Origin of the sequence: Leuconostoc fallax, from assembly GCF_004354645.1 — a bacterium.
Taxonomy (GTDB): domain Bacteria; phylum Bacillota; class Bacilli; order Lactobacillales; family Lactobacillaceae; genus Leuconostoc_B; species Leuconostoc_B fallax.
In genome coordinates, this window is sequence record NZ_PUFI01000005.1 from 301,422 (window position 1) to 323,209 (window position 21,788).

Sequence of the window (21,788 nt, forward strand, 5' to 3'; positions counted from 1 at the left end):
TTTATTATGATATTTTTCATAAATGACAAGCACCACATCATTTTATATTCGTGTATAATCATCTATAACAATAGTAAAAGGGGGAAGTACTGTTAAGAGATTGAAAAACGGTACAAAGTTTTTTATATGGGAATGCATCAATTCTTCATGGGCATGAATCAGTTGGAAATGATTAATCGCGCACCGGGATTTTTTAAATATCAACCTCATTCAGTTGCTGCCCATTCATGGAAGGTAACACAGATTGCACAATTTTTGGCTGACGTTGAAGTAGAGGCTGGTTCAGATATTAATTGGCAATCTGTTTATGAAAAAGCGCTGAATCATGATTACACGGAACGCTTTATTGGCGATATTAAAACACCAGTTAAATATGCCACTGCAACATTACGTTCAATGCTAGCAGATGTTGAAGAAACAATGACTGAAAACTTCATTCGTAATGAAATACCACAAGATTTTCAAAAAGCTTATGAGAGACGGCTAGGTGAAGGGAAAGATGACTCCTTAGAGGGTAGAATCTTAGCAGTTGCGGATAAAGTTGACTTGTTATACGAAGCTTTTGGAGAACTAGAAAAGTTTAATCCCGAACCCGTATTTGTTGATATTTTTCAAAGTAGTTTAGAGGCTTTAGCTGCTTATCAAAATATGGCAAGTGTTAAATATTTTGCGAGTGAAATTTTACCAGAAATATTCTCTAGTAATTTCATTCATCAAAAGGAACTCGCTGATTTAGCTAAATCATTGTTACCTGATTTCAAAGCGCATACTGCTGAATAGTTCAGTGGTATTTTTATTTTTTATCGTGCTAATTATTGCACTACAGAGTAAGAGGATACAAAGATGCACATTTTAAAACGTCATATTAAAACATACCGCCTTGATATATTTTTTGCTGTGATTTCAGTTATGGTGATGGCTGGCGCTACTTTATTGCAACCTCGTTTATTGCAAGAAATATTAAAAGCGATTATGGCTAGTGATCAGGACACTGTTAATCAATATGGTATCGCACTTATTGCAGTAGCCTGTGTTGGGTTAATTGGTGGTATCTTGAATACAATATTTGCTGCGCGTGTAGCACAGGGAATTGCTGCTGATTTACGTGAAGAAGCTTACCAAAAGGTACAAAGTTTCTCCTTAAGTAATATTGAAAAATTTTCTACTGGCCATTTAGTTGTACGATTAACGAATGATGTCTGGCAGGTACAATCATTGATTATGATGTCACTACAGTCATTAGCCAGGATTCCCATACTATTTATTGGTGCGTTTATTTTAGCTATTACGACCCTACCTAAATTGTGGTGGGTAATGATTTTGATGATTGTATGCATTATTTTAGCTTCACAAATACTTTTTAAACGGATGGGCAAGTATTTTGGTCGTGTACAAAAATTAATTGACCGTATTAACACAATAGCTAAGGAAAATTTACAAGGTATTCGTGTTGTTAAAAGTTTCAATCAAGAAAATAACCAACAGCAAAAATTTGATCATGATTCGGATAATTTAACGCAACTCAATACAACAATTGGTTACCTTTTCTCAGCGATGTTTCCCGGATTTATGTTGATTGCTAATCTTGCGATAACTGTTGCCATTTACTTTGTTAGTTTAGGTGTTGCCAGTCATCCCCAAGATTTAGCAGCTATTCCAGCGTTTGTAACTTATTTAATGCAGGTATTATTTGCAATTATGATTGGCGGTATGATTTCTACATTTGCTTCTCGTGGACTAGTGGCGCTGCGCAGAATTGGTGAAGTATTACAAACAACACCGGATTTGATTGATGAAGATGTTAACGATATGACAATTAAAGGTGATATTGCATTTGAAGATGTTAGTTTTCAATATCCAGAAAGTAATGACACAACGCTGAAAAACATTAGTTTTAACATTAAACCAGGTGAAATGGTTGGTATTGTTGGTGCGACTGGATCAGGTAAGACGACGTTGGCACAGCTAATTGGGCGGTTATATGATCCGACACACGGTAATGTTTTGATCGATCAGGTTAACCTTAAAAATATTAGCCAAGAATCTTTACGTCGCGGTATTTCTTATGTACTACAACGTGTTATTTTATTTTCGGGTACTATTGCTGAAAATTTGCGACAAGGTAAACAAGACGCAACGTTAACAGAGATGCAAAACGCAGCCGACATCGCGCAAGCTAGTGAATTTATTAATCGATATGATGATCAATTTGAACATCTCATATCTGAAAGATCGGCTAATTTATCTGGTGGTCAAAAGCAGAGATTATCAATTGCGCGTGGTGTTATTGGGCAGCCCAAAATATTAATTTTGGATGATTCTACCTCAGCATTGGATGCCAGAAGCGAAAAGTTAGTGCAAGATGCTTTAGCAACTCATTTAAAGGACACGACAACAATCGTGATCGCAGAAAAGATTAGTTCAGTTAGACATGCCGATCGCATTCTGGTATTGGATAATGGCCGCTTAGTGGGTAATGGCCCGCATGAAACGTTGCTAAAAGAATCTGCTGTTTATCGTGAAATATTTGAGACACAACGAGCTAAGGAGATATAAAATGAAAGATATTAAACAAGCAGTTATTTTCTTTAGTTTTTATCTCAAAGTGTACTGGAAAGCACTGAGTTTAGGCGCTATTTTGACGATTATGGCCACTTACTTTCAAGTAACAGCGCCAGTCTACATGGGAAAATCTTTGACTGAACTCGCAAGGTTCTTAACAACCTGGATGAACCCAATGACACGTTCTACAGCGTCAAAAGAACATTTTTATACAGCATTATTGATGTTACTTGCTTTTTATATTGCAAATGCCATTGCCATGTTCCTATCCTCAATGCTGATTTCAAAAGTTTCTTCAGAAGCAACCGGCCAAATGCGGCATGGTTTGTTTGGTAAGTTACAGAAAATGACGATCAAATATTTTGATAGTCATCAAGATGGTAAAATATTATCGTTATTTACATCTGATTTAGATAATATTTTCAATGCAATGAATCAAGCGATATTTAGTTTGTTTTCTAATTTAGCGCTTTGGATTGGTGTCATTATTGTGATGTTCCAGCAAAACACCAAGCTAGCTTGGGTAACTGTGATATCGACACCAGTAGCAATATTATTTGCTTGGTTTGTGATTAAAAAAGCACGTACAGCTATTGACCAACAGCAAGATGCAGTTGGTCGCTTAAATGGCTTTGTCAATGAGCAGATAAATGGTGAAAAGGTTATTATTACTAATGGCTTACAGGCACAATCGTTACACCAATTTACTGACTATAATAAAGACGTACGCCAAACAACATTGAAGGGCCAAATTTATTCTGGATTATTATTCCCATTGATGCAGGGGATGTCTTTAATTAATCTCGCGGTTGTTATTTTCTTTGGCTCTTGGCTTGTTTTGAACGACGGTATGGACAAAGCTGTTGGTTTGGGATTAGTTGCTACTTTTGTATCTTTCTCACAGCAGTACTATCAGCCCATTACACAAATTACATCTATCTATAATATGCTGCAATTAGCGATTACAGGTGCGCGTCGATTAAGTGAAGTGCATCAACAAGATGAAGAAATTGAATCAGAAAATACTGAGAATTTACCTTACATCCAAGATAAGGTTACTTTAAAAAATATTCATTTCAGCTATAATCCAGGCAAAGAAATTCTACATGATGTAACGATTGAGGTTAAAAAGGGTGAGATGGTAGCGTTGGTCGGACCAACTGGTTCGGGTAAAACAACAGTGATGAATCTGCTAAATCGTTTCTATGATGTCGACGCTGGGCAAGTCTTGTTTGATAATCAGGATATTCGTCATGTGAGTTTGCAATCATTACGTGATCATGTAGGGATTGTTTTACAAGACGCAGTGCTATTTTCGGGTACAATTGCAGAAAATATTAAATTTGGGCAACCGACAATAGATGACCAAGCGATGATTGAAGCTGCTAAGCAGGCACATATTCATGATTTTATTAGCAGTCTACCAGATGGTTATCAAACTAAAATTAGTGATGAAAATTCAGTATTTTCAACCGGACAAAAACAATTGATGAGTATTGCTCGTACGATTTTGACAAATCCTGATCTGTTGATTTTAGATGAAGCAACATCAAACGTGGATACGGTCACAGAAAATCGTATTCAAAAAGCAATGGATAATGTGATTGCTGGGAGAACTAGTTTTGTGATTGCGCACCGCCTGAAAACAATTTTGAATGCCGATAAAATTGTTGTATTGCGTGATGGTCAAGTTATTGAATCTGGCACACACCATGAATTACTTGAAAAAGAAGGCTTTTATGCCGAGCTGTATCATAATCAAATGGTTTTTGAGTAAATCAAAACGAACAAATGTTAGAACATTTGTTCGTTTTTTTATATCTTTGGTATAATATAGATAACTTTTTAGAGGACAAAAATATATGATTGAACATAGAATAAATCGTGATTTTGATTTGGTATCAAAATATAAACCGACTGGCGATCAACCACAAGCAATATCGCAATTAACTAAGGGCTTGAAAGAAAAAGTGAAAGAACAAATTCTTCTTGGTGCTACTGGTACGGGGAAAACTTTCACAATTTCTAATGTCATTCAAGATATCAAAAAACCAACATTAATTTTGAGTCATAATAAAACACTAGCTGGCCAATTATACGGTGAGTTTAAAGAGTTCTTCCCAAATAATGCGGTTGAATATTTTGTATCGTACTATGATTATTATCAGCCAGAAGCTTACGTACCTAGTTCGGATACGTATATTGAAAAAGATTCATCTGTCAATGATGAAATTGATAAATTACGTAACTCTGCCACTAGCGCTTTGTTTGAGCGTGACGATGTGATTATTGTGGCATCAGTAAGTTCAATATTTGGCTTGGGTGATCCACATCAGTACCAAGATCATGTTGTCAGTTTACGTAATGGATTAGAGTATGGTAGAGATCAGTTACTTCGAGATTTAATTGACATCCAATTTCAACGCAATGATATTGATTTTCAACGTGGCCGTTTCCGTGTGCGTGGCGATGTTGTTGAAATTTTCCCAGCATCTTCTGATGAAAACGCATTACGTATTGAATTTTTTGGTGATGAAATTGATCGTATTCGTGAATTTCATGCGCTAACGGGTGAGGTTGTGGCTGAATTAGATCATATTGCTATTTTCCCAGCAACGCATTTTATGACAAATGATGCGATTATGAATCGCGCCATTGGGACAATTAAAGTAGAACTTGATGAACAGCTTAAAGTATTTGAACAAGAAGGTAAGTTACTTGAAGCACAGCGCCTGAAGCAAAGAACAGAATATGATTTAGCCATGATGGAGGAAATGGGCTATACCAATGGTATTGAGAATTATTCAAGACATATGGATGGTCGCAAACCTGGGGAACCACCATTTACGCTACTCGATTTCTTCCCAGATGACTTTTTAATTGTAGTTGATGAAAGCCATGTGACAATGCCACAAGTGAGGGGGATGTACAATGGTGATAAAGCACGTAAGCAGCAATTAGTTGATTATGGTTTCCGTTTACCAAGCGCTTTAGATAATCGACCATTAACACTACAAGAATTTGAAAAACACGTCAATCAAATTATCTATATGTCAGCAACGCCAGGTGTGTATGAAAGTGAACGTGTACCTGAAAAATATATTGCACAACAAATTATTCGACCAACTGGATTACTGGATCCCGAAATAGAAGTGCGGCCAGTGATGGGGCAGATTGATGATTTAGTTGGTGAAATTAATCAGCGTGTTGAAAAAGACGAACGCGTCTTTATTACAACTTTGACCAAACGAATGGCAGAGGACTTAACGGATTACCTCAAGGACTTAAGTATCAAAGTTGCCTATTTGCATGCGGACATAAAAACACTTGAACGTACTGAAATTATCCGTGATTTGCGATTGGGAAAATATGATGTCTTAATTGGTATTAATTTATTACGTGAAGGAATTGATGTTCCAGAAGTATCGTTAGTTGCAATTTTGGATGCAGACAAAGAAGGATTCCTTCGTAATGAACGGTCTTTAATTCAAACAATTGGTCGGGCTGCGCGTAATGAGAATGGGCATGTGATTATGTATGCTGATTCAGTAACAGATTCTATGCAACGCGCAATGGATGAAACAAGGCGCCGTCGAGAAATACAAACAGCATATAATACCAAACATGGTATTACACCTAGAACCATTAAGAAAGATATTCGTGATTTAATTTCTGTATCACATGAGACAAATAATAAAGAAGAAACAATCGATTTAACAAAGGTTGCCTTCAAAGATTTGCCAAAGGACGAACAGACATCAATCTTAAATAATATGGATGGGCAAATGCGTGCAGCAGCTAAAGCGCTTGATTTCGAAGAAGCAGCGAATTTACGTGACTTAATTATGGAGTTAAAAACGTCAGCTGGACTTTGATTTTGTGGAATAAAAGAAAAGAAGGATTTAAATGGCAAAGGACCATATTGAAATAAGAGGCGCAAGAGCACATAACTTGAAAAATATTGATGTTGATATACCTAAGGAAAGTTTGACTGTTGTGACTGGCCTTTCTGGATCGGGGAAGTCATCATTAGCTTTTGATACTTTGTATGCCGAAGGGCAAAGGCGGTATGTAGAATCATTAAGTTCTTATGCGCGCCAATTTTTAGGACAAATGGATAAACCGGATGTTGATTCAATTGACGGCCTGTCACCTGCGATATCTATTGATCAAAAAACAACGAGTAATAATCCACGTTCAACTGTTGGTACTGTTACTGAAATTAATGATTATTTTCGTTTGCTTTATGCACGAATAGGACGACCAGACGATCCAGAAGACGGTACTAAAATCATGTATACTGTTGATCAAATGGTTGATTATGTACAAAAAAATTTGGCTGAAGGGACACGGCTACAAATTTTTGCGCCGATTATTCAACATGTACGTGGTTCTCATGAAACGGCGTTTGAAAATATGCGCAAGCAGGGCTATATTCGTGCCAAAATTGATGGTGATATCCAAGAAGTTGATAGTGAAGATATTCATCTTAATAAAAATCAATATCATGATATTGATGTCATGATTGATCGTATTGTGTTACGAGATAATGTTAGATCGCGACTGTTTGACTCTCTTGAAGCTGCTGTACGCTTGACAGATGGACAAGTGACGTTAGAAATGGTATCGCGAGACACAAATGAAGAGAATCAATTACTTAAATTTTCAACACATTATTTAGGCGAGTTACGTGATTTTCGTGTTGGTCGCCTAGAGCCAAGACTCTTTAGTTTTAATGCGCCTTTAGGTGCATGCCCCGTGTGTCAAGGATTAGGTGTTCAACGTGAAGTTGATATTGATTTAGTTGTACCGGATATGAGTTTATCATTAGCTGATGGCGCCATTACACCATGGAATCCGATTTCATCGAATTACTACCCTGAAATGTTACGTCAATTTGCTGATCAGTTTGATATTGATATGGATATACCATTTGAAAAACTGACTAAAGATAAGCAACAATTGATTTTAAATGGTTCGGGAGAAACAACATTCCATTTTCATTATCAAAATGAATTTGGTGGTGTTCGCGATGTCGATGTTGCCTTTGAGGGCGTATTGAATAATATTAAACGTCGATTTAATGAAACAAATTCTGATTTTACTAGAGAACAGATGAGCCATTATATGACGGCGTTAACGTGTCAGCAATGTCATGGCTATAGGTTGAACCCAGCCGCCTTATCCGTTAAAATAGCTGGCAAACATATTGGTGAAGTTTCCGAATTACCAGTTAATGAGGAACTCGACTTTTTTGCGTCATTAACTTTGGGACAACAGGATACAGAAATTGCTGCACCGATTATTAAGGAAATTAAAGATCGCTTGGGATTCCTTCAAAGTGTTGGGTTATCTTATTTAACGTTATCAAGATCAGCACGGACTTTGTCCGGCGGTGAATCACAGCGTATTAGATTAGCCACACAAATTGGCTCTAATTTGTCGGGTGTGCTATATGTTTTAGACGAACCATCAATTGGGTTACATCAACGTGATAATGATATGCTGTTAAATGCCATGCGACACATGAGAGATTTGGGGAATACCTTAGTTGTTGTTGAGCATGATGAAGATACAATGCGAGCTGCTGACTATTTGATTGATGTTGGTCCAGGTGCGGGAATGCAAGGTGGTAAAATCATTGCCAATGGCACGCCAAAGGAAGTTGAAGCTAATCCCGATTCTTTAACTGGCCAATATTTATCGGGTAAGAAAGCAATACCGTTACCACAAGAACGACGTAAGGGTAATGGTAAATTTATTACGATAAAAGGCGCTAAAGAAAATAACCTAAAAAATATTAATGTGAAATTCCCACTCGGTCAATTTATTGCTGTGAGTGGCGTTTCTGGATCAGGTAAATCAACCTTAGTGAATACCATCCTAAAACGTGCACTGAAACAAAAATTGAATAATAACTCTGAAAAGCCTGGAAAATTCAAAGCAATTGAAGGCGTTGAAAATATTGAACAAGTAGTTGATATTGACCAATCACCTATTGGCCGAACACCACGATCTAATCCGGCAACATACACTAGTGTATTTGATGATATACGTGAACTATTTGCACAAACGAATGACGCCAAAATGCGTGGTTACAATAAAGGGCGCTTTTCATTTAATACCAAAGGTGGCCGTTGTGAAAATTGTCGTGGGGATGGCGTCATCAAGATTGAAATGAACTTCTTGCCTGATGTTTATGTGGCTTGTGAAGTCTGTGGTGGAACGCGTTATAATTCAGAAACGCTAGAGGTGACGTACAAAGGAATGAATATCTCTCAAATTTTAGAGATGACAGTCAATCAAGCACTCGAATTCTTTTCACCAATACCTAAAATTGCACGTAAACTACAAACTATTGTTGATGTTGGCTTAGGTTATATTAAATTAGGACAAAGTGCGACAACATTATCAGGTGGTGAAGCGCAACGCATGAAGTTAGCTTCCGAACTGCATCGTCGTACGAATGGCAAAACGCTCTACATCTTGGATGAACCAACTACAGGCTTGCATACAGATGATATTGCACGATTGTTAGAAGTTCTCAACCGATTAGTTGATCAAGGGAATACCATTGTTGTGATTGAACATAATTTAGATGTCATTAAATCTGCAGACTGGATTATTGATATGGGACCAGAAGGTGGTGCTGGTGGTGGTAAAGTATTAGTTGCTGGGACGTCTAATAAGGTAATGAATACTGCAGAATCGTATACTGGCCAATATTTGAAACAAGTCATTGAAAGAAATCGTGCACGTGTAATGCCAGATTGATAGGGTATTGTTATGCTGATATAAAATTCAGTGGGCATTCAATGATAAAATAGAACTGGCATCATATACTGAGATGCAGCTATGGAGGTAAAAATGACCAAAAGCAAACCAAAATCAAAAATCGTGATTATTGGCGGTGGTTCTGGGCTTCCCGTTATCATTAAGCCGCTGGTTCAAGAAGATGTTGATTTGACTGCTGTTGTAACAGTCGCTGATGATGGCGGTTCGTCTGGTGTCCTACGAAACTACATTAACGTTGTACCGCCAGGCGATATTAGGAATATTTTAGTCGCAATGGCTACGAATACTGAGCCAGATATTTTAAGCATCTTACAATATCGTTTTAATGCGCAAGATGATTTTTTTGCAAAACATGCGGTAGGAAATTTAATTATTGCTGCCTTGATTGAGAAATATGATGATGTTTTTGAAGCCGTACAGCGTATGGCTGACTTTTTGCATATTAAAGGTCATGTTTATCCGGTGTCTAATGAGCCACTCGTTTTACATGCTGAGTTTAAAGATGGCCAGCAGCAGGCGGGCGAATCAGAAATTACACATGCACATAAAACAATTGATCATGTCTGGGTAACTGGGGATGAAGTAGGTGAAGAACCACAAGCTGCACCAGCTGTGTTACGAGCTATTCAAGATGCGGACCTTATCGTTTATGGGCCAGGAAGCTTGTTTACCAGTATCTTACCTAATGTAGTAGTACCAGAAGTGGGTGAAGCGTTACGTACTACTAAAGCCAAGCAAGTATACATTGCTAATATTATGACCCAAAAAGGTGAAACGGATGCTTACACTGATGCGCAGCATTTATTAGCTCTGAACGCACACATTGGTGAGCAAACTGTTGATTATGTCATTTCTAATGCCACAAAAGTACCAGATGATTTTGTTGATTTTCAACGGTGGAATGAGATATCTAGTCAAGTAAAACTAGATCAAGCAGCTGTTCAAGTACAACATGCTCAGCAGATTGCTGGAGATTTTTTGGACTTACGTGATTCAGGGGCGTTTCATGATGGTCATAAAATTACGCAGGAACTATTAAAAATTCTGGAGAATAATTAATGTCATATGCAGCGGATGTTAAAAAAGAGCTGACTGGTTTAATCGTGCATGATGGTAATGCTAAAGCAGAATTATCAGCGCTGATTAGAATGAATGGCGTGAGCACATTAGGACATAATCAGACGGTTACTGTGCAAACAGAAAATGCTGCAATTGCGCGGCGTATCTATACATTATTAAAAGAAACCTATCATATTGATGTTGAAGTTTTAGTAAGTGATCATGTTCATTTATCACAACACAAAAGTTATGGTGTTTTGATGAAAGATGCCGTTGATGATGTCTTAGATGATTTAGGCATTGATCCATTTGGATTAAATGTTATCATTCCCACACGTATTTTAAACCAAGTTGATAAGCGACGTTCTTTTTTAAGAGGGGCCTTTTTGGCGGCTGGATCGGTTAATTCACCAGAAAAATCCAATTATCATTTAGAAATCTATACAACACATGAAGAGTTAGCTGATCAAATCGCACAATTGATGCGCGAATTTAATTTACCAGCTAAAATAGCAGATCGTGGTTCTGGCTTTATTATCTATCTTAAGCGTGCCGAAAAAATAGTTGATTTCATGAGCACGATTGGCGCAACACAGTCAATGTTACATTTCGAGGATATTCGCATTATGCGTGATATGCGTAATTCCGTTAATCGCTTGGTTAATGCGGAGACGGCAAATATGCAAAAAACAGCTGTTGCAGCTAATCGACAAGTAATGCAAATTGAGTTAATTCGTGACAAAATAGGATTGACTGTATTGCCTGATAAATTAAGAGAAATTGCTGAACTGAGATTAGCACATCCAGATGAATCATTGAGTGAATTAGGCGAGTTAGTGCAAGGAAAGCCAATTAGTAAATCAGGTGTTAATCATCGTATGCGTAAATTGACGCAATTAGCACAGGCATTGGAGCAGGGATTGTCGATTGATTTGACAAAAATATAAATAAATTAGCACTCTTTATCGTTGTGTGCTAAAATGAAGTTGTATCATTTATAATGTTTATTTGAACTAGTGAAAGGAATAAATTATGTGGCCAGGTGTTATTGAACAAACTGCAAATGGGCGTGAAAGTTATGATTTGCCTTCTCGCTTACTGAAAGACCGTATTATTCTAGTGCAAGGTGAAGTTGAGGACCAGATGGCAACGTCCATTGTGGCACAACTCTTGTTCCTAGAGGCACAGGATTCTGACAAAGAAATTTCAATGTATATTAATTCACCAGGTGGTTCAGTAACTGCTGGATTAGCAATTGTTGATACAATGCGTTTTATTAAAGCGCCAGTGACCACAATTGTTATGGGGCTTGCTGCATCAATGGGAACAATTATTGCTTCTTCAGGTACCAAGGGTAAGCGCTTTATGTTGCCTAATGCTGAATACTTAATTCATCAACCAATGGGTGGTGCTGCTGGTGGTACACAGCAGACAGATATGGCCATTATTGCACAACAATTGACTAAAACCCGTGAACGTTTGAATAAGATACTATCTGAAAACTCAGGGCAACCACTTGAACAAATCCGTAATGACACAGAACGTGATTATTGGATGAGTGCTGAAGAGACTTTGGATTATGGCTTGATTGATGGTATTTTAACGCAATCTGGTGAAATGCCTGTAACAAAACAAAATTAATACTGATAAAAATGGTAACAGTAATCGTGTGTTATCATTTTTATTTTGGCCATAATTGTTTAACGTTTACTATCATTTTGTTCGTGAAAATGTAAACAATTACGTGCTAAATTTAAGTAACTGATATATAATTGATATAGTAAGATAAATTATTTGGAGGAAATCATGAAGATTTTTGCTTATGGTATTCGTGATGATGAGAAGCCATCATTAGAAGATTGGAAAGCTGAGCATTCAGAGATTGAAGTTGACTACACGCAAGAGTTGTTAACACCTGATAATGCTAAGTTAGCTGCTGGTTCTGACGGTGTTGTTGTTTATCAACAATTGGATTACACACGTGAGACTTTACAGGCTTTAGCAGATGAAGGTATTCATAATCTTTCATTGCGTAATGTTGGTATTGACAACATTGATTTGGATGCTGCACGTGAATTGAACTTCAATATTTCAAACGTTCCAGTTTATTCACCAAACGCTATTGCTGAACATTCAATGATTCAATTATCACGTTTGTTGCGTCGTGCAAAGGAATTAGACGCCAAGGTTGCAAAGCATGACCTACGTTGGGCACCAACAATTGGCCGTGAAATGCGTATGCAAACTGTTGGTGTTATTGGTACTGGACATATCGGTCGTGTGGCAATCAACATCCTTAAGGGATTTGGTGCTAAAGTGATCGCCTATGATAAGTATCCTAATCCTGAATTGCAAGCTGAAGGATTGTATGTTGATTCATTAGATGAATTATATGCACAAGCTGATGCTATTTCACTTTATGTGCCAGGTGTTCCTGAAAACGATAAGATGATTAATGCCGAAGCCATCGCTAAGATGAAAGATGGTGTTGTGATTGTCAACGTTTCACGTGGTAACTTGATGGATATCGATGCTATCATTGATGGTTTGAATTCTGGCAAGGTTTCTGCATTTGCAATGGATGTTTATGCTGAAGAAGTTGGTCTATTCAACGTTGATTGGTCTAACAAGGAGTTCCCAGATCCAAAGATCGCTGATTTGATTGATCGCGAAAATGTTTTGGTTACCCCACATACAGCCTTCTATACAACTAAGGCCGTTAAGGAAATGGTTCATCAGTCATTTGATGCTGCTGTCAAGTTTGCAAAGGGTGAAACACCAGCCGTTGTAGTAAAGTACTAAAATAATAGCATATAAATACCTAAGCCTAGTGCTTGGGTGTTTTTTACGTAATAATTTAGGAGATGAGTGAGATGGCTATTAAAGCTAATGGTTCCAAATGGGCTTCCAAAGAATCGCAGGGTAAACGTAATGTTGAATATGCACGTAAAGCCTCAGAAGCTGCCCCTCAGATTTTTGATGGTACACAACAGTTACATTTGAAAGATTTCTTCTTTAAAGTGTTATCTGGATCTGCTCAAGGTATCTTGATTGGTGTGCTACCTAGTGCGGTAATGAAGTACATTATTCAATATTCAGGATTAGGAACAACAGCGTTGGGCGCTGATTTCAACGCAATTTTAACGTTATTTACATCGTTAATTCCATTCTTAATTGGAATGGCAATTGCATTGCAATTTAAAATGAAGAGTCTAGATGTTGGTGTTGTCGCAATTGCGACGGCAGTTGCATCCGGATCAATTAAATGGGCAACAGCACCGAAAGGATTTGTTAATCCAGTAACCGGGGTAGCATTACCAGCGCCATCAACAGTCTATATTGCTTCTGGTGCCGGTGACGTGATTAATGCGATGATTGTTGCTGCACTAGCAGTGTTCGTTACTTGGTTAGTTGCACGTTATCTCAAAGGCTTTGGTTCAGTTGCAATCATTTTGAGTCCCATTATCGTCGGCGGCGGTGTTGGTTGGATAGGTAAAGAAATTGCACCATATGTGGCCTATGTCACAACTTGGATTGGTGATGTGGTGGCTACGTTTACACGTTTGGCACCAATACCAATGGCCATGTTGATTGCAATGGCTTTTGCTATTATTATTATTACACCAGTATCAACTGTCGGTATTGCCTTGGCAATTAGCTTATCTGGTATTGGATCAGGTGCAGCTGGTATGGGTGTTGCAGCTACGACTATTGTGTTATTGATTAACTCATGGCGTGTCAACAAGCCAGGTGTTACAGTCGCAATTGCATTAGGTGCCATGAAGGGAATGATGCCTTCGGTGTTTGCTAAGCCTGTTACCATGATACCGTTCTTATTGACTGCTGCTATTTCAGGTATTCCAGTGGCTTTGTTTAATATTCAAGGTACACCGATTACGGCTGGTTTCGGTTATATTGGATTAGTTTCACCTATTCAATCAATGGTTAAGGACCCTAATGTACCTAGCACAGTAATGAATAATTTTGTGAATCCAATGGTTGGATTAATTGCATGGTTGGTTGTACCTATCATTGCTGGTTTGATTTCTCAATACATCTTTAGTAAATTATTGAAGTTGTATTCACCAATGGACTTCCAACAAGATCTTTAATCTTTAATTATTTATCATGAAGCGCGTATTTCTATGTTTAAGAAATAGGTGCTTTTTTATTTTGTATATGTTTAGAAGACAGAAAATCACGTGCTATACTAGTAACTAAGATTATTGTGGGAGATATAAGATGGATTCAAACGAAAAAAAACTGCATCGGGGCTTTGGATTATGGGCGTCTTTGGCTTTAGTTATTGGAACTGTTATCGGATCTGGCATCTTTTTTAAGCAAGGTAGTGTTTTGTCTTCTGCTGGTGGGACAACAGCAGGATTGCTTGCTTGGCTTGTTGGTGGTATTTTGACATTGGCTTCCGGATTGAGTATTGCTGAACTCGGTTCCCAGATGACCAAGACAGGTGGTATATTTCAATATATCGGCCATATTTATGGTAAAACTTGGGGATTTTTAACAGGATGGATGCAGGTTATTTTTTATGGTCCAGCCATGATGGGAGCGATTGCAACTTATTTCTCTTATCTGTGCCTAGGATTATTCGGTCTGCCACAAAAGTATTCTTTAATATTATCAGCAGTGACACTAATGTTTATTGGTTTGTTAAACTCGATTCCTAATCGTTTTAGTGCTGGTTTTCAAATTGTAACAACAATTATTAAGTTATTACCGGTATTAGCATTAGTTATTTTTGGCTTTTTCTTTGGCCAAAATGATGCATTTGGTCAGGTTGTTCATCAAGTATCAAATAGCGGTGGCGGCTTTGGTGTTGCTATTTTAGCAACTTTGTTTGCCTATGATGGATGGGTAACATTGGCTAACATTAGCGGTGAAATTAAGAATCCACGTCAAACATTACCTAAAGCAATTGTTTTTGGTATTGTGTTGGTTATTTTTGCTTATGTTGGGGTAACTTATGGTGTGTATCAGAGCTTACCAGCCAACCAAATTATTAGTTTTGGCGAAAATGCGACTTTACGTGTTGCGCAAGAAGCTTTTGGTGAATTTGGTGGCCGTTTATTAAGTGTCACCATTTTAGTATCTTTATTAGGCACTTTAAATGGTAAAGTTGTCTCTTTCCCACGTGTATTATTTGCGATGGCTAATGAAGGTATTTTCCCGTTTGCGAAGACATTTGCTAAGATAAACATGCGATCACGGACACCCAACGCAGCCATTTGGCTTATGATTATGATTGCGATTGTGATGATGGCGGTTGCTGATCCTAATCGTTTATCTGATATTGCTATTTTTACAACGTTTCTATTTTATATTATGGCCTTTGTGGGTGTGATTAAATTACGTCGACATAATACCATGGGTGTTAAACCTGGCTTTTCAACACCATTTTTTCCAATGATACCTTTAGTGGCGATTGCAGGATCACTTTATGTTGAAATATCTGAAATATATTATGACTTTTATGGTGTTGTGATTTCATTGTTGATTGTAGCTGTGGGATATCCAATTTATTTATACTTAAAGCGCCACTAACACTGGTTCTAAAAGCACAAGCAATATAAATTGCTTGTTTTTTATTCTATATGGAAGCTAAGAGTAATCGTGAAAGGCATTTCATCACATTGTTCGTATTTTTGTTGTAACAGACATGTTCGCTTTCATGTATAATGTAAGATAAGAATTATTGATGGATGGCTGACAAGATGCGTTTAGAATACTTTACACCAACTTTCATGGTTGAAAGAATATATGACTTAACAGTTGATGATTTAAAAACGCGCGGTATAACCACCGTTTTAGCGGATTTAGATAATACTTTATTAGCTTGGAATAATCCCGAGGGTACACCAGAATTACGTGAATGGTTAAAAAGTCTGCGTGATGAAGGAATTGAGTTAATTGTTATCTCGAATAATACAACAAAAAGAGTTGCTAAAGCAGTGGCACCACTGAATGTAAAATTCGTCTCTTGGTCACTTAAACCATTACCAAGGGGTATTTTGCATGTCTTGAAAACGCACGATTTAACAAAAGAAGAAGTCATTATGGTTGGCGATCAAATGTTGACCGATGTCTGGGCTGCGCATAGTGCAGGTATACGTAGTGTGTTAGTAAAACGACTTGTAGAATCAGATATGTGGCAAACTTGGATAAATCGAGCAATTGAAAAGCAGGTTAAAAAAGTAGTCTTTAAAGCACATCCACAGTTAAAATGGGAGAAAAAACTTCGTGACAATTGAAATCACAGACGAATATCTTAAGGCGCAGTTAGCTGAAGGATTACAATGTATTGGGTGTGGTGCCCGTATGCAGATTGATGAACCTGAGCATGCTGGTTATTTACCGCTTAGCGCATTAAGAAAACAAATTGACAATGATGAATTGTTATGCCAGCGCTGCTTTAGGCTAAGACACTACAATGAAATCCAACCCGTTGAATTGACAGACGATGATTTTGCTCGTCTGCTACATCAAATTTCGGCAACGCGTGCGCTAGTTGTTTATGTTATCGATGTATTTGATGTGACAGGTTCAATCATATCTGGTCTACCTAGGTTCGTTGGACAGAACAACCCGATTTTGGTTGTCGCTAATAAAGTAGACTTGTTACCTAAATCTTTAAACAAGCAACGCTTAAAACAATGGTTACAAGGTGTGCTAAAAGAGCAGGGTATTCAAGCAGTTGATACTTTTTTGACAAGCGCTAAGAAGCCTCAAAACTTAGATGAATTACTTGAAAAGATCGATGAGTTAAGATTAGGCGAAGATGTCTATGTTGTTGGTGTGACAAATGTTGGAAAATCAACATTGATTAACCGGATTATCAAGTCTAGAACAGGCATTCAAGAATTGATTACAACATCACGCTTTCCAGGTACCACATTAGATCGTATTGAGATACCACTGGATGATGGGGCACAATTAGTAGATACGCCAGGTATTGTGAAACGTGATCAAATGGCGCATGCTTTATCTGAAAAAGATTTGAAATTTGCTTTGCCTAATCATGAAATTAAACCAAAAACTTATCAATTAAATGCAGAACAAACGATTTTTATCGGTGGACTAGCACGTTTTGATTTTGTGAATGGAGAACGCGCTGCTGTTACTGCTTATTTTGAGAATAATTTGATGCTACATCGTACAAAATTAGCTAATGCAGATGCTTTTTACGATAAACATGCGGGTAATTTATTACAACCCATTCCCGCTCAAGGCAACACGTTAGTGATGCATGAATTTAGGACTAGTGAAAAAAGTGACCTGGTTTTTGCAGGACTAGGATGGATTACAGTTCCTGCGGGAATGCATATAAGAGGATGGGCACCAGCAGGTGTTAATGTTTTAATTCGAAAGGCTATGATTTAATGATACAATTATCTGGGAAACAAAAACGTTTTTTGCGCTCGCAAGCGAATACTATGAACCCTATTTTTTCAGTTGGTAAAAATGGTATGACGCAAACATGGGTGGATGAAATCGTTGTAGCACTCAACAAACGTGAATTAGTTAAGGTAAATGTACAGCAAAGTGCAGATGTTACGGTCAAAGAGGTTGCACAATATATTGAAGATCATTCAAATATTACTGTTGTGCAGACCATTGGTAAAACATTGGTGTTATATTTACCGGCAATTAATCCAAAATATGCTAAATTATCGTTGTTAGTTAACGATCTTTAAATATTGGAGGAGTATATGATTGCAACTATTAGTACACAGACACAGGTCCAATCAACATCACAAAAGTTAAAAAAACGAGTGGGCATTTTCGGTGGTACATTCAATCCGCCGCATATTGGTCAACTTATTTTAGCCGAAAGTGTTGGCAAACAACTTGGTTTAGAAAAAGTATATTGGATGCCTAATGCTATACCCGTTGATGCAACGCATACGAGTGCTATTGAGCCCTCATATCGTGCACAAATGGTACGATTAGCCATTATGGATAATCCTTTGTTTGATATTGACCTGACTGAGATACGTAATGGTGGTGAATCACATACTTTCTTCACAATGCAAGAACTTGTTAAACAGCATCCAGAAAATGAGTATTACTTTATTATGGGTGCAGAAAAAATGAAGTTCTTACCACAATGGGATCATATTGAGGAACTGAGTCAATTAGTTACTTTTGTGGCGGGCTTAAGAGCAGGACAAAAAAGGGAATCCGCATATCCTGCTTTGTGGTTTGATGTGCCTGATGTTCATATCAGTGCATCAGATATTCGAACGCGGATTCGCTTGAATCAAAGTATTAATTATTTAGTGCCAGATCGCGAAGTGGCCTTTATTGAAGAATATCATTTATATCGAGGATTGTATGAGTAAGTATTATAGTGGGACAGTAGCGCAACTAGAAAGTATCGTTGCTAAAGCTGTTTCACAAAAGCGTTTTGAACATATTTTGAGAGTAAGAGACTATGCAATTGTCTTGTCTAAAAAATATAACGTTAATTCGGATCAAGCAGAAGTTGCAGCCCTTGTCCATGATTATGCCAAAGACCGATCTGATTCTGATTTTTTGAATGTCATTGATGCAAAACATCTAGATCCGGATTTGAAAAATTGGAATAATGCTATTTGGCATGGCGTTGTGGGTGCGGAGATGATTCATGATGAATTGGGTATTACTGATTCGGAAATTTTAGATGCCGTTCGTCAACATACCACAGGGTCGGATAATATGTCGTTATTATCACAAATATTATTTATGGCGGATTATCTTGAAATGGGACGCCATTTTCCAGGCGTTGAAGAAGCAAGAGCGTTAACTGATAATAATTTACAAAGTGGTGTGAAATATCAAATTACACATACGCTTGCTTATCTGGCCAGCCAGTCCTTGCCAATTCATCCCTTATCATTAACGACGTATAATTATTGGGTAAAACATGCGTGAGTTTTTATTTTTTAGATATTAAAGGAGAAATTCTAATGACATTAGATGCACAACAATTGCTTGAAACAGCGGTTAAAGCTGCGGATAGTAAAAAAGCGAATAATATTGTTGCTTTAGATATGCAGAAGGTCAGCCTAATGGCGGATTATTTTGTTATTGCTGATGCAGCCTCGCCAAGACAAGTTCAAGCCATCGTTAATGAAATTAAAGATAAGGTTGCCGAAGCTGGTGGCACAATTAATCGTATTGAAGGTGTCAAGGCTAGTGAATGGGTATTACTCGATTTGGGAGATGTTATTGTCCATATTTTTGCTACAGAAGATCGAGATTTTTACAATCTAGAGCGTTTGTGGGGCGATGCACCTTATGTAGATTTACAACAGTGGATGATTGCAGAGTAAAGATTAAGTAGATGGTGACTGAAATTTTATTTTCAGTCACTTTTCATGTAGTGACAAAGGGATGAATAAATGAGCGATAATTATAATACCTTTGCAGAGAAGTATGATGAGCTGTTTGATCAGACTTTGTATAAGCAGTGGGCAGATTACGTGAGTCAAAATACTCAAATTGGCTCAACCCTAGACTTAGGGGGTGGCTCAGGCAGATTAGCCATTGAATTAGCAAAATTGGGTTACAAAATGGATGTTTTAGATTTGTCTCCTGAAATGCTAATGTTGGCTCAAAAAAATAGTGCTCAAGCTAATCAGTCTATACAGCTATTGCAAGCAGATATGCGAGAATGGTCAGATTGGAAGACGCAATATGAACTCATTATTAGCTCTGTTGATGCTTTGAATTATCTACCAACACAAGATGATATGGTAAAGACGTTACAACAGGTTTTTGAACATCTTGTTGTGGGTGGTACGTTCATGTTTGACGTTATTACGCCATATCAAGTTAACGTATTGTATGATAATTACTTTTATAATAATGATGACGATCCAGAAAATATCTTTATGTGGACCAGTTATCCTGGAGAAATAGCTAATAGTGTTGATCATGATTTAAAGTTCTTCGTCTATAATGAAAAAATCGATGGGTTTAAGTTATTAAGAGAGGTGCATCATGAACAGACTTACGAACTGGATACTTATATGCAACTTTTAACCACTGTTGGTTTTAAAGATATTGAAGTGACATCTGCTTTTGGACAACAACCCATTGATTTAGAAACTGATCGCTGGTTCTTTAAAATGAAAAAATAAATGAAGAAGGGTAACGATATGAAAGCAGTCGGTATTGTCACTGAATATAATCCATTTCATAATGGTCATCTATATCACATTGAACAAGCTAAAAAATTAACAGGTGCAGATGTTGTTATTGCTGTAATGTCAGGTAATTTTGTGCAACGAGGGGAACCAGCAATTTTTGATAAATGGACGCGTGCACAAGTTGCTTTACAAAACGGTGTTGATATTGTCATAGAGTTACCCACTTTTTTTGCCGTGCAACCAAGTCATATCTTTACCGAAGGCGCAGTGAAACTACTTGCTGCAATGGGTGTTGAGGATATTGTCTTTGGTAGTGAACATGCTGATGTTGATTTTTTGACATTAGCGAAAAATGCACCAGATGTCCAATTATCTAAAAAAAGTGATGCAGGTAATTTTAAAGACAAAAAGCAAACTTTTGCGAGTGCTTATGCGCACGAATTGGAAATGAGTACAGGCTTTAAGCTAGAAGATCCTAACGATATCTTGGCCTTTGGTTATGCGAGAGCAGTATCAAAACTAGGGCTAGAAAGTCAAATTAATTTACGCCCTATACAACGAATGAGTGCTGGGTATCATGATAAAACGTTTACTGAAGACCAAAAAATTGCATCAGCATCTTCGATTCGTCTGGCATTGCACAAGGGCAAGTTAGAAAAGCTAGCTGATGTTGTCCCCAATGAGACAAAGGCATTATTATCAAGTAGTGCAAATACAATTAATTTTGAACAACCATTTTGGCAATTGTTAAAATATCGTTTAGTGACAGACACCGTGGGACAGTTAGGCCAGATTTATCAAATGGCGGAAGGCTTAGAGCATCGTCTATCAGCGATGGCTTTAGGTGAACCAGGTCCACAAAGTTATCAAAGTTATATTAAAGCAGTTAAATCAAAGCGTTATACTTTTGCTCGTATACAAAGAACACTGCTTTATACGTTAGCTAATATCAAGGTTGATCAAATGCAAGCAGCCATGCAAGATGCTTATTTGAGGGTATTAGGTTTTACGCCTCTCGGACAACAGTATCTCAATGTAACAAAGAAACATTTGGATTTACCCTTAATTAGCAAAGTCGATATGAGTTTGGCTAAGAGTAATTTAAGGTTAGATTATAAGGCCGGTAAACTGTGGCAGATGTTGGCTACAGGTGATAACGTGCCACAACAAGATGTGAGTCGAGTACCAATTTTAGTAGAGAAGGAGAAGTAATTAACGGTGTTA

At 37.5% G+C, this 21,788-nt stretch carries 19 protein-coding genes; all 19 read left to right on the plus strand.

Annotation, left to right across the window (positions count from 1 at the left end; translation table 11 throughout):
* The first annotated feature begins 126 nt into the window (after nucleotides 1–126).
* The 19 genes from C5L23_RS02045 to C5L23_RS02135 all read left to right on the plus strand — a co-directional run bounded on the left by C5L23_RS02045 (nucleotide 127) and on the right by C5L23_RS02135 (nucleotide 21,776).
* Nucleotides 127–780 (plus strand): YfbR-like 5'-deoxynucleotidase, encoded by a 654-nt coding sequence (locus C5L23_RS02045; protein ID WP_029508735.1) that lies wholly within the window; start codon nucleotides 127–129, stop codon nucleotides 778–780.
* A gap of 63 nt (nucleotides 781–843) precedes the next feature.
* Complete coding sequence (locus tag C5L23_RS02050; protein WP_010008720.1) at nucleotides 844–2,556, plus strand: ABC transporter ATP-binding protein; 1,713 nt, start codon at nucleotides 844–846, stop codon at nucleotides 2,554–2,556.
* Between the two features lies 1 nt (nucleotide 2,557).
* Entirely contained in the window at nucleotides 2,558–4,339 is a 1,782-nt protein-coding gene (locus tag C5L23_RS02055) for an ABC transporter ATP-binding protein (protein ID WP_010008717.1), read from the plus strand.
* An 85-nt stretch (nucleotides 4,340–4,424) separates the two neighbouring features.
* Nucleotides 4,425–6,437, plus strand: coding sequence for an excinuclease ABC subunit UvrB (gene uvrB / locus C5L23_RS02060; protein WP_133264211.1), 2,013 nt, complete (start codon nucleotides 4,425–4,427; stop codon nucleotides 6,435–6,437).
* A 31-nt stretch (nucleotides 6,438–6,468) separates the two neighbouring features.
* Nucleotides 6,469–9,336 (plus strand): excinuclease ABC subunit UvrA, encoded by a 2,868-nt coding sequence (gene uvrA / locus C5L23_RS02065; protein ID WP_133264212.1) that lies wholly within the window; start codon nucleotides 6,469–6,471, stop codon nucleotides 9,334–9,336.
* Between the two features lie 93 nt (nucleotides 9,337–9,429).
* Nucleotides 9,430–10,416 carry a gluconeogenesis factor YvcK family protein gene (locus C5L23_RS02070; protein WP_010008712.1) on the plus strand — a complete coding sequence of 329 codons (987 nt, stop codon included), beginning with the start codon at nucleotides 9,430–9,432 and terminating at the stop codon, nucleotides 10,414–10,416.
* Nucleotides 10,416–11,363 carry a DNA-binding protein WhiA gene (gene whiA, locus C5L23_RS02075; protein ID WP_010008711.1) on the plus strand — a complete coding sequence of 316 codons (948 nt, stop codon included), beginning with the start codon at nucleotides 10,416–10,418 and terminating at the stop codon, nucleotides 11,361–11,363. The genes C5L23_RS02070 and whiA overlap by 1 nt, the downstream gene beginning before the upstream one ends.
* 85 nt (nucleotides 11,364–11,448) lie before the next feature.
* Entirely contained in the window at nucleotides 11,449–12,057 is a 609-nt protein-coding gene (locus tag C5L23_RS02080; RefSeq protein WP_010008709.1) for an ATP-dependent Clp protease proteolytic subunit, read from the plus strand.
* A gap of 165 nt (nucleotides 12,058–12,222) precedes the next feature.
* Complete coding sequence (locus C5L23_RS02085; RefSeq protein ID WP_010008707.1) at nucleotides 12,223–13,218, plus strand: D-2-hydroxyacid dehydrogenase; 996 nt, start codon at nucleotides 12,223–12,225, stop codon at nucleotides 13,216–13,218.
* Between the two features lie 71 nt (nucleotides 13,219–13,289).
* The gene (locus C5L23_RS02090) at nucleotides 13,290–14,528 is read left to right on the plus strand and encodes a PTS sugar transporter subunit IIC (RefSeq protein ID WP_010008706.1); all 1,239 of its coding nucleotides are present in this window, start codon (nucleotides 13,290–13,292) and stop codon (nucleotides 14,526–14,528) included.
* A gap of 130 nt (nucleotides 14,529–14,658) precedes the next feature.
* The gene (locus tag C5L23_RS02095) at nucleotides 14,659–15,975 is read left to right on the plus strand and encodes an APC family permease (RefSeq protein ID WP_133264213.1); all 1,317 of its coding nucleotides are present in this window, start codon (nucleotides 14,659–14,661) and stop codon (nucleotides 15,973–15,975) included.
* Nucleotides 15,976–16,145: 170 nt separating this feature from the next.
* Nucleotides 16,146–16,682 (plus strand): YqeG family HAD IIIA-type phosphatase, encoded by a 537-nt coding sequence (locus tag C5L23_RS02100; RefSeq protein ID WP_010008703.1) that lies wholly within the window; start codon nucleotides 16,146–16,148, stop codon nucleotides 16,680–16,682.
* The gene (gene yqeH, locus C5L23_RS02105; protein WP_010008702.1) at nucleotides 16,672–17,811 is read left to right on the plus strand and encodes a ribosome biogenesis GTPase YqeH; all 1,140 of its coding nucleotides are present in this window, start codon (nucleotides 16,672–16,674) and stop codon (nucleotides 17,809–17,811) included. The genes C5L23_RS02100 and yqeH overlap by 11 nt, the downstream gene beginning before the upstream one ends.
* The gene (gene yhbY, locus C5L23_RS02110; RefSeq protein ID WP_010008701.1) at nucleotides 17,811–18,125 is read left to right on the plus strand and encodes a ribosome assembly RNA-binding protein YhbY; all 315 of its coding nucleotides are present in this window, start codon (nucleotides 17,811–17,813) and stop codon (nucleotides 18,123–18,125) included. The genes yqeH and yhbY overlap by 1 nt, the downstream gene beginning before the upstream one ends.
* Nucleotides 18,126–18,140: 15 nt before the next feature.
* Nucleotides 18,141–18,773 (plus strand): nicotinate-nucleotide adenylyltransferase, encoded by a 633-nt coding sequence (locus C5L23_RS02115; protein ID WP_133264214.1) that lies wholly within the window; start codon nucleotides 18,141–18,143, stop codon nucleotides 18,771–18,773.
* Nucleotides 18,766–19,344, plus strand: coding sequence for a bis(5'-nucleosyl)-tetraphosphatase (symmetrical) YqeK (gene yqeK, locus C5L23_RS02120; RefSeq protein WP_010008697.1), 579 nt, complete (start codon nucleotides 18,766–18,768; stop codon nucleotides 19,342–19,344). The genes C5L23_RS02115 and yqeK overlap by 8 nt, the downstream gene beginning before the upstream one ends.
* 35 nt (nucleotides 19,345–19,379) lie before the next feature.
* Nucleotides 19,380–19,745: a ribosome silencing factor gene (gene rsfS / locus C5L23_RS02125; protein ID WP_010008696.1), complete on the plus strand. Its 366-nt coding sequence runs from the start codon at nucleotides 19,380–19,382 to the stop codon at nucleotides 19,743–19,745.
* Between the two features lie 69 nt (nucleotides 19,746–19,814).
* Complete coding sequence (locus tag C5L23_RS02130) at nucleotides 19,815–20,555, plus strand: class I SAM-dependent DNA methyltransferase (protein ID WP_133264215.1); 741 nt, start codon at nucleotides 19,815–19,817, stop codon at nucleotides 20,553–20,555.
* A gap of 18 nt (nucleotides 20,556–20,573) precedes the next feature.
* Nucleotides 20,574–21,776 carry a nucleotidyltransferase gene (locus C5L23_RS02135; RefSeq protein ID WP_133264216.1) on the plus strand — a complete coding sequence of 401 codons (1,203 nt, stop codon included), beginning with the start codon at nucleotides 20,574–20,576 and terminating at the stop codon, nucleotides 21,774–21,776.
* Nucleotides 21,777–21,788: the final 12 nt, after the last annotated feature.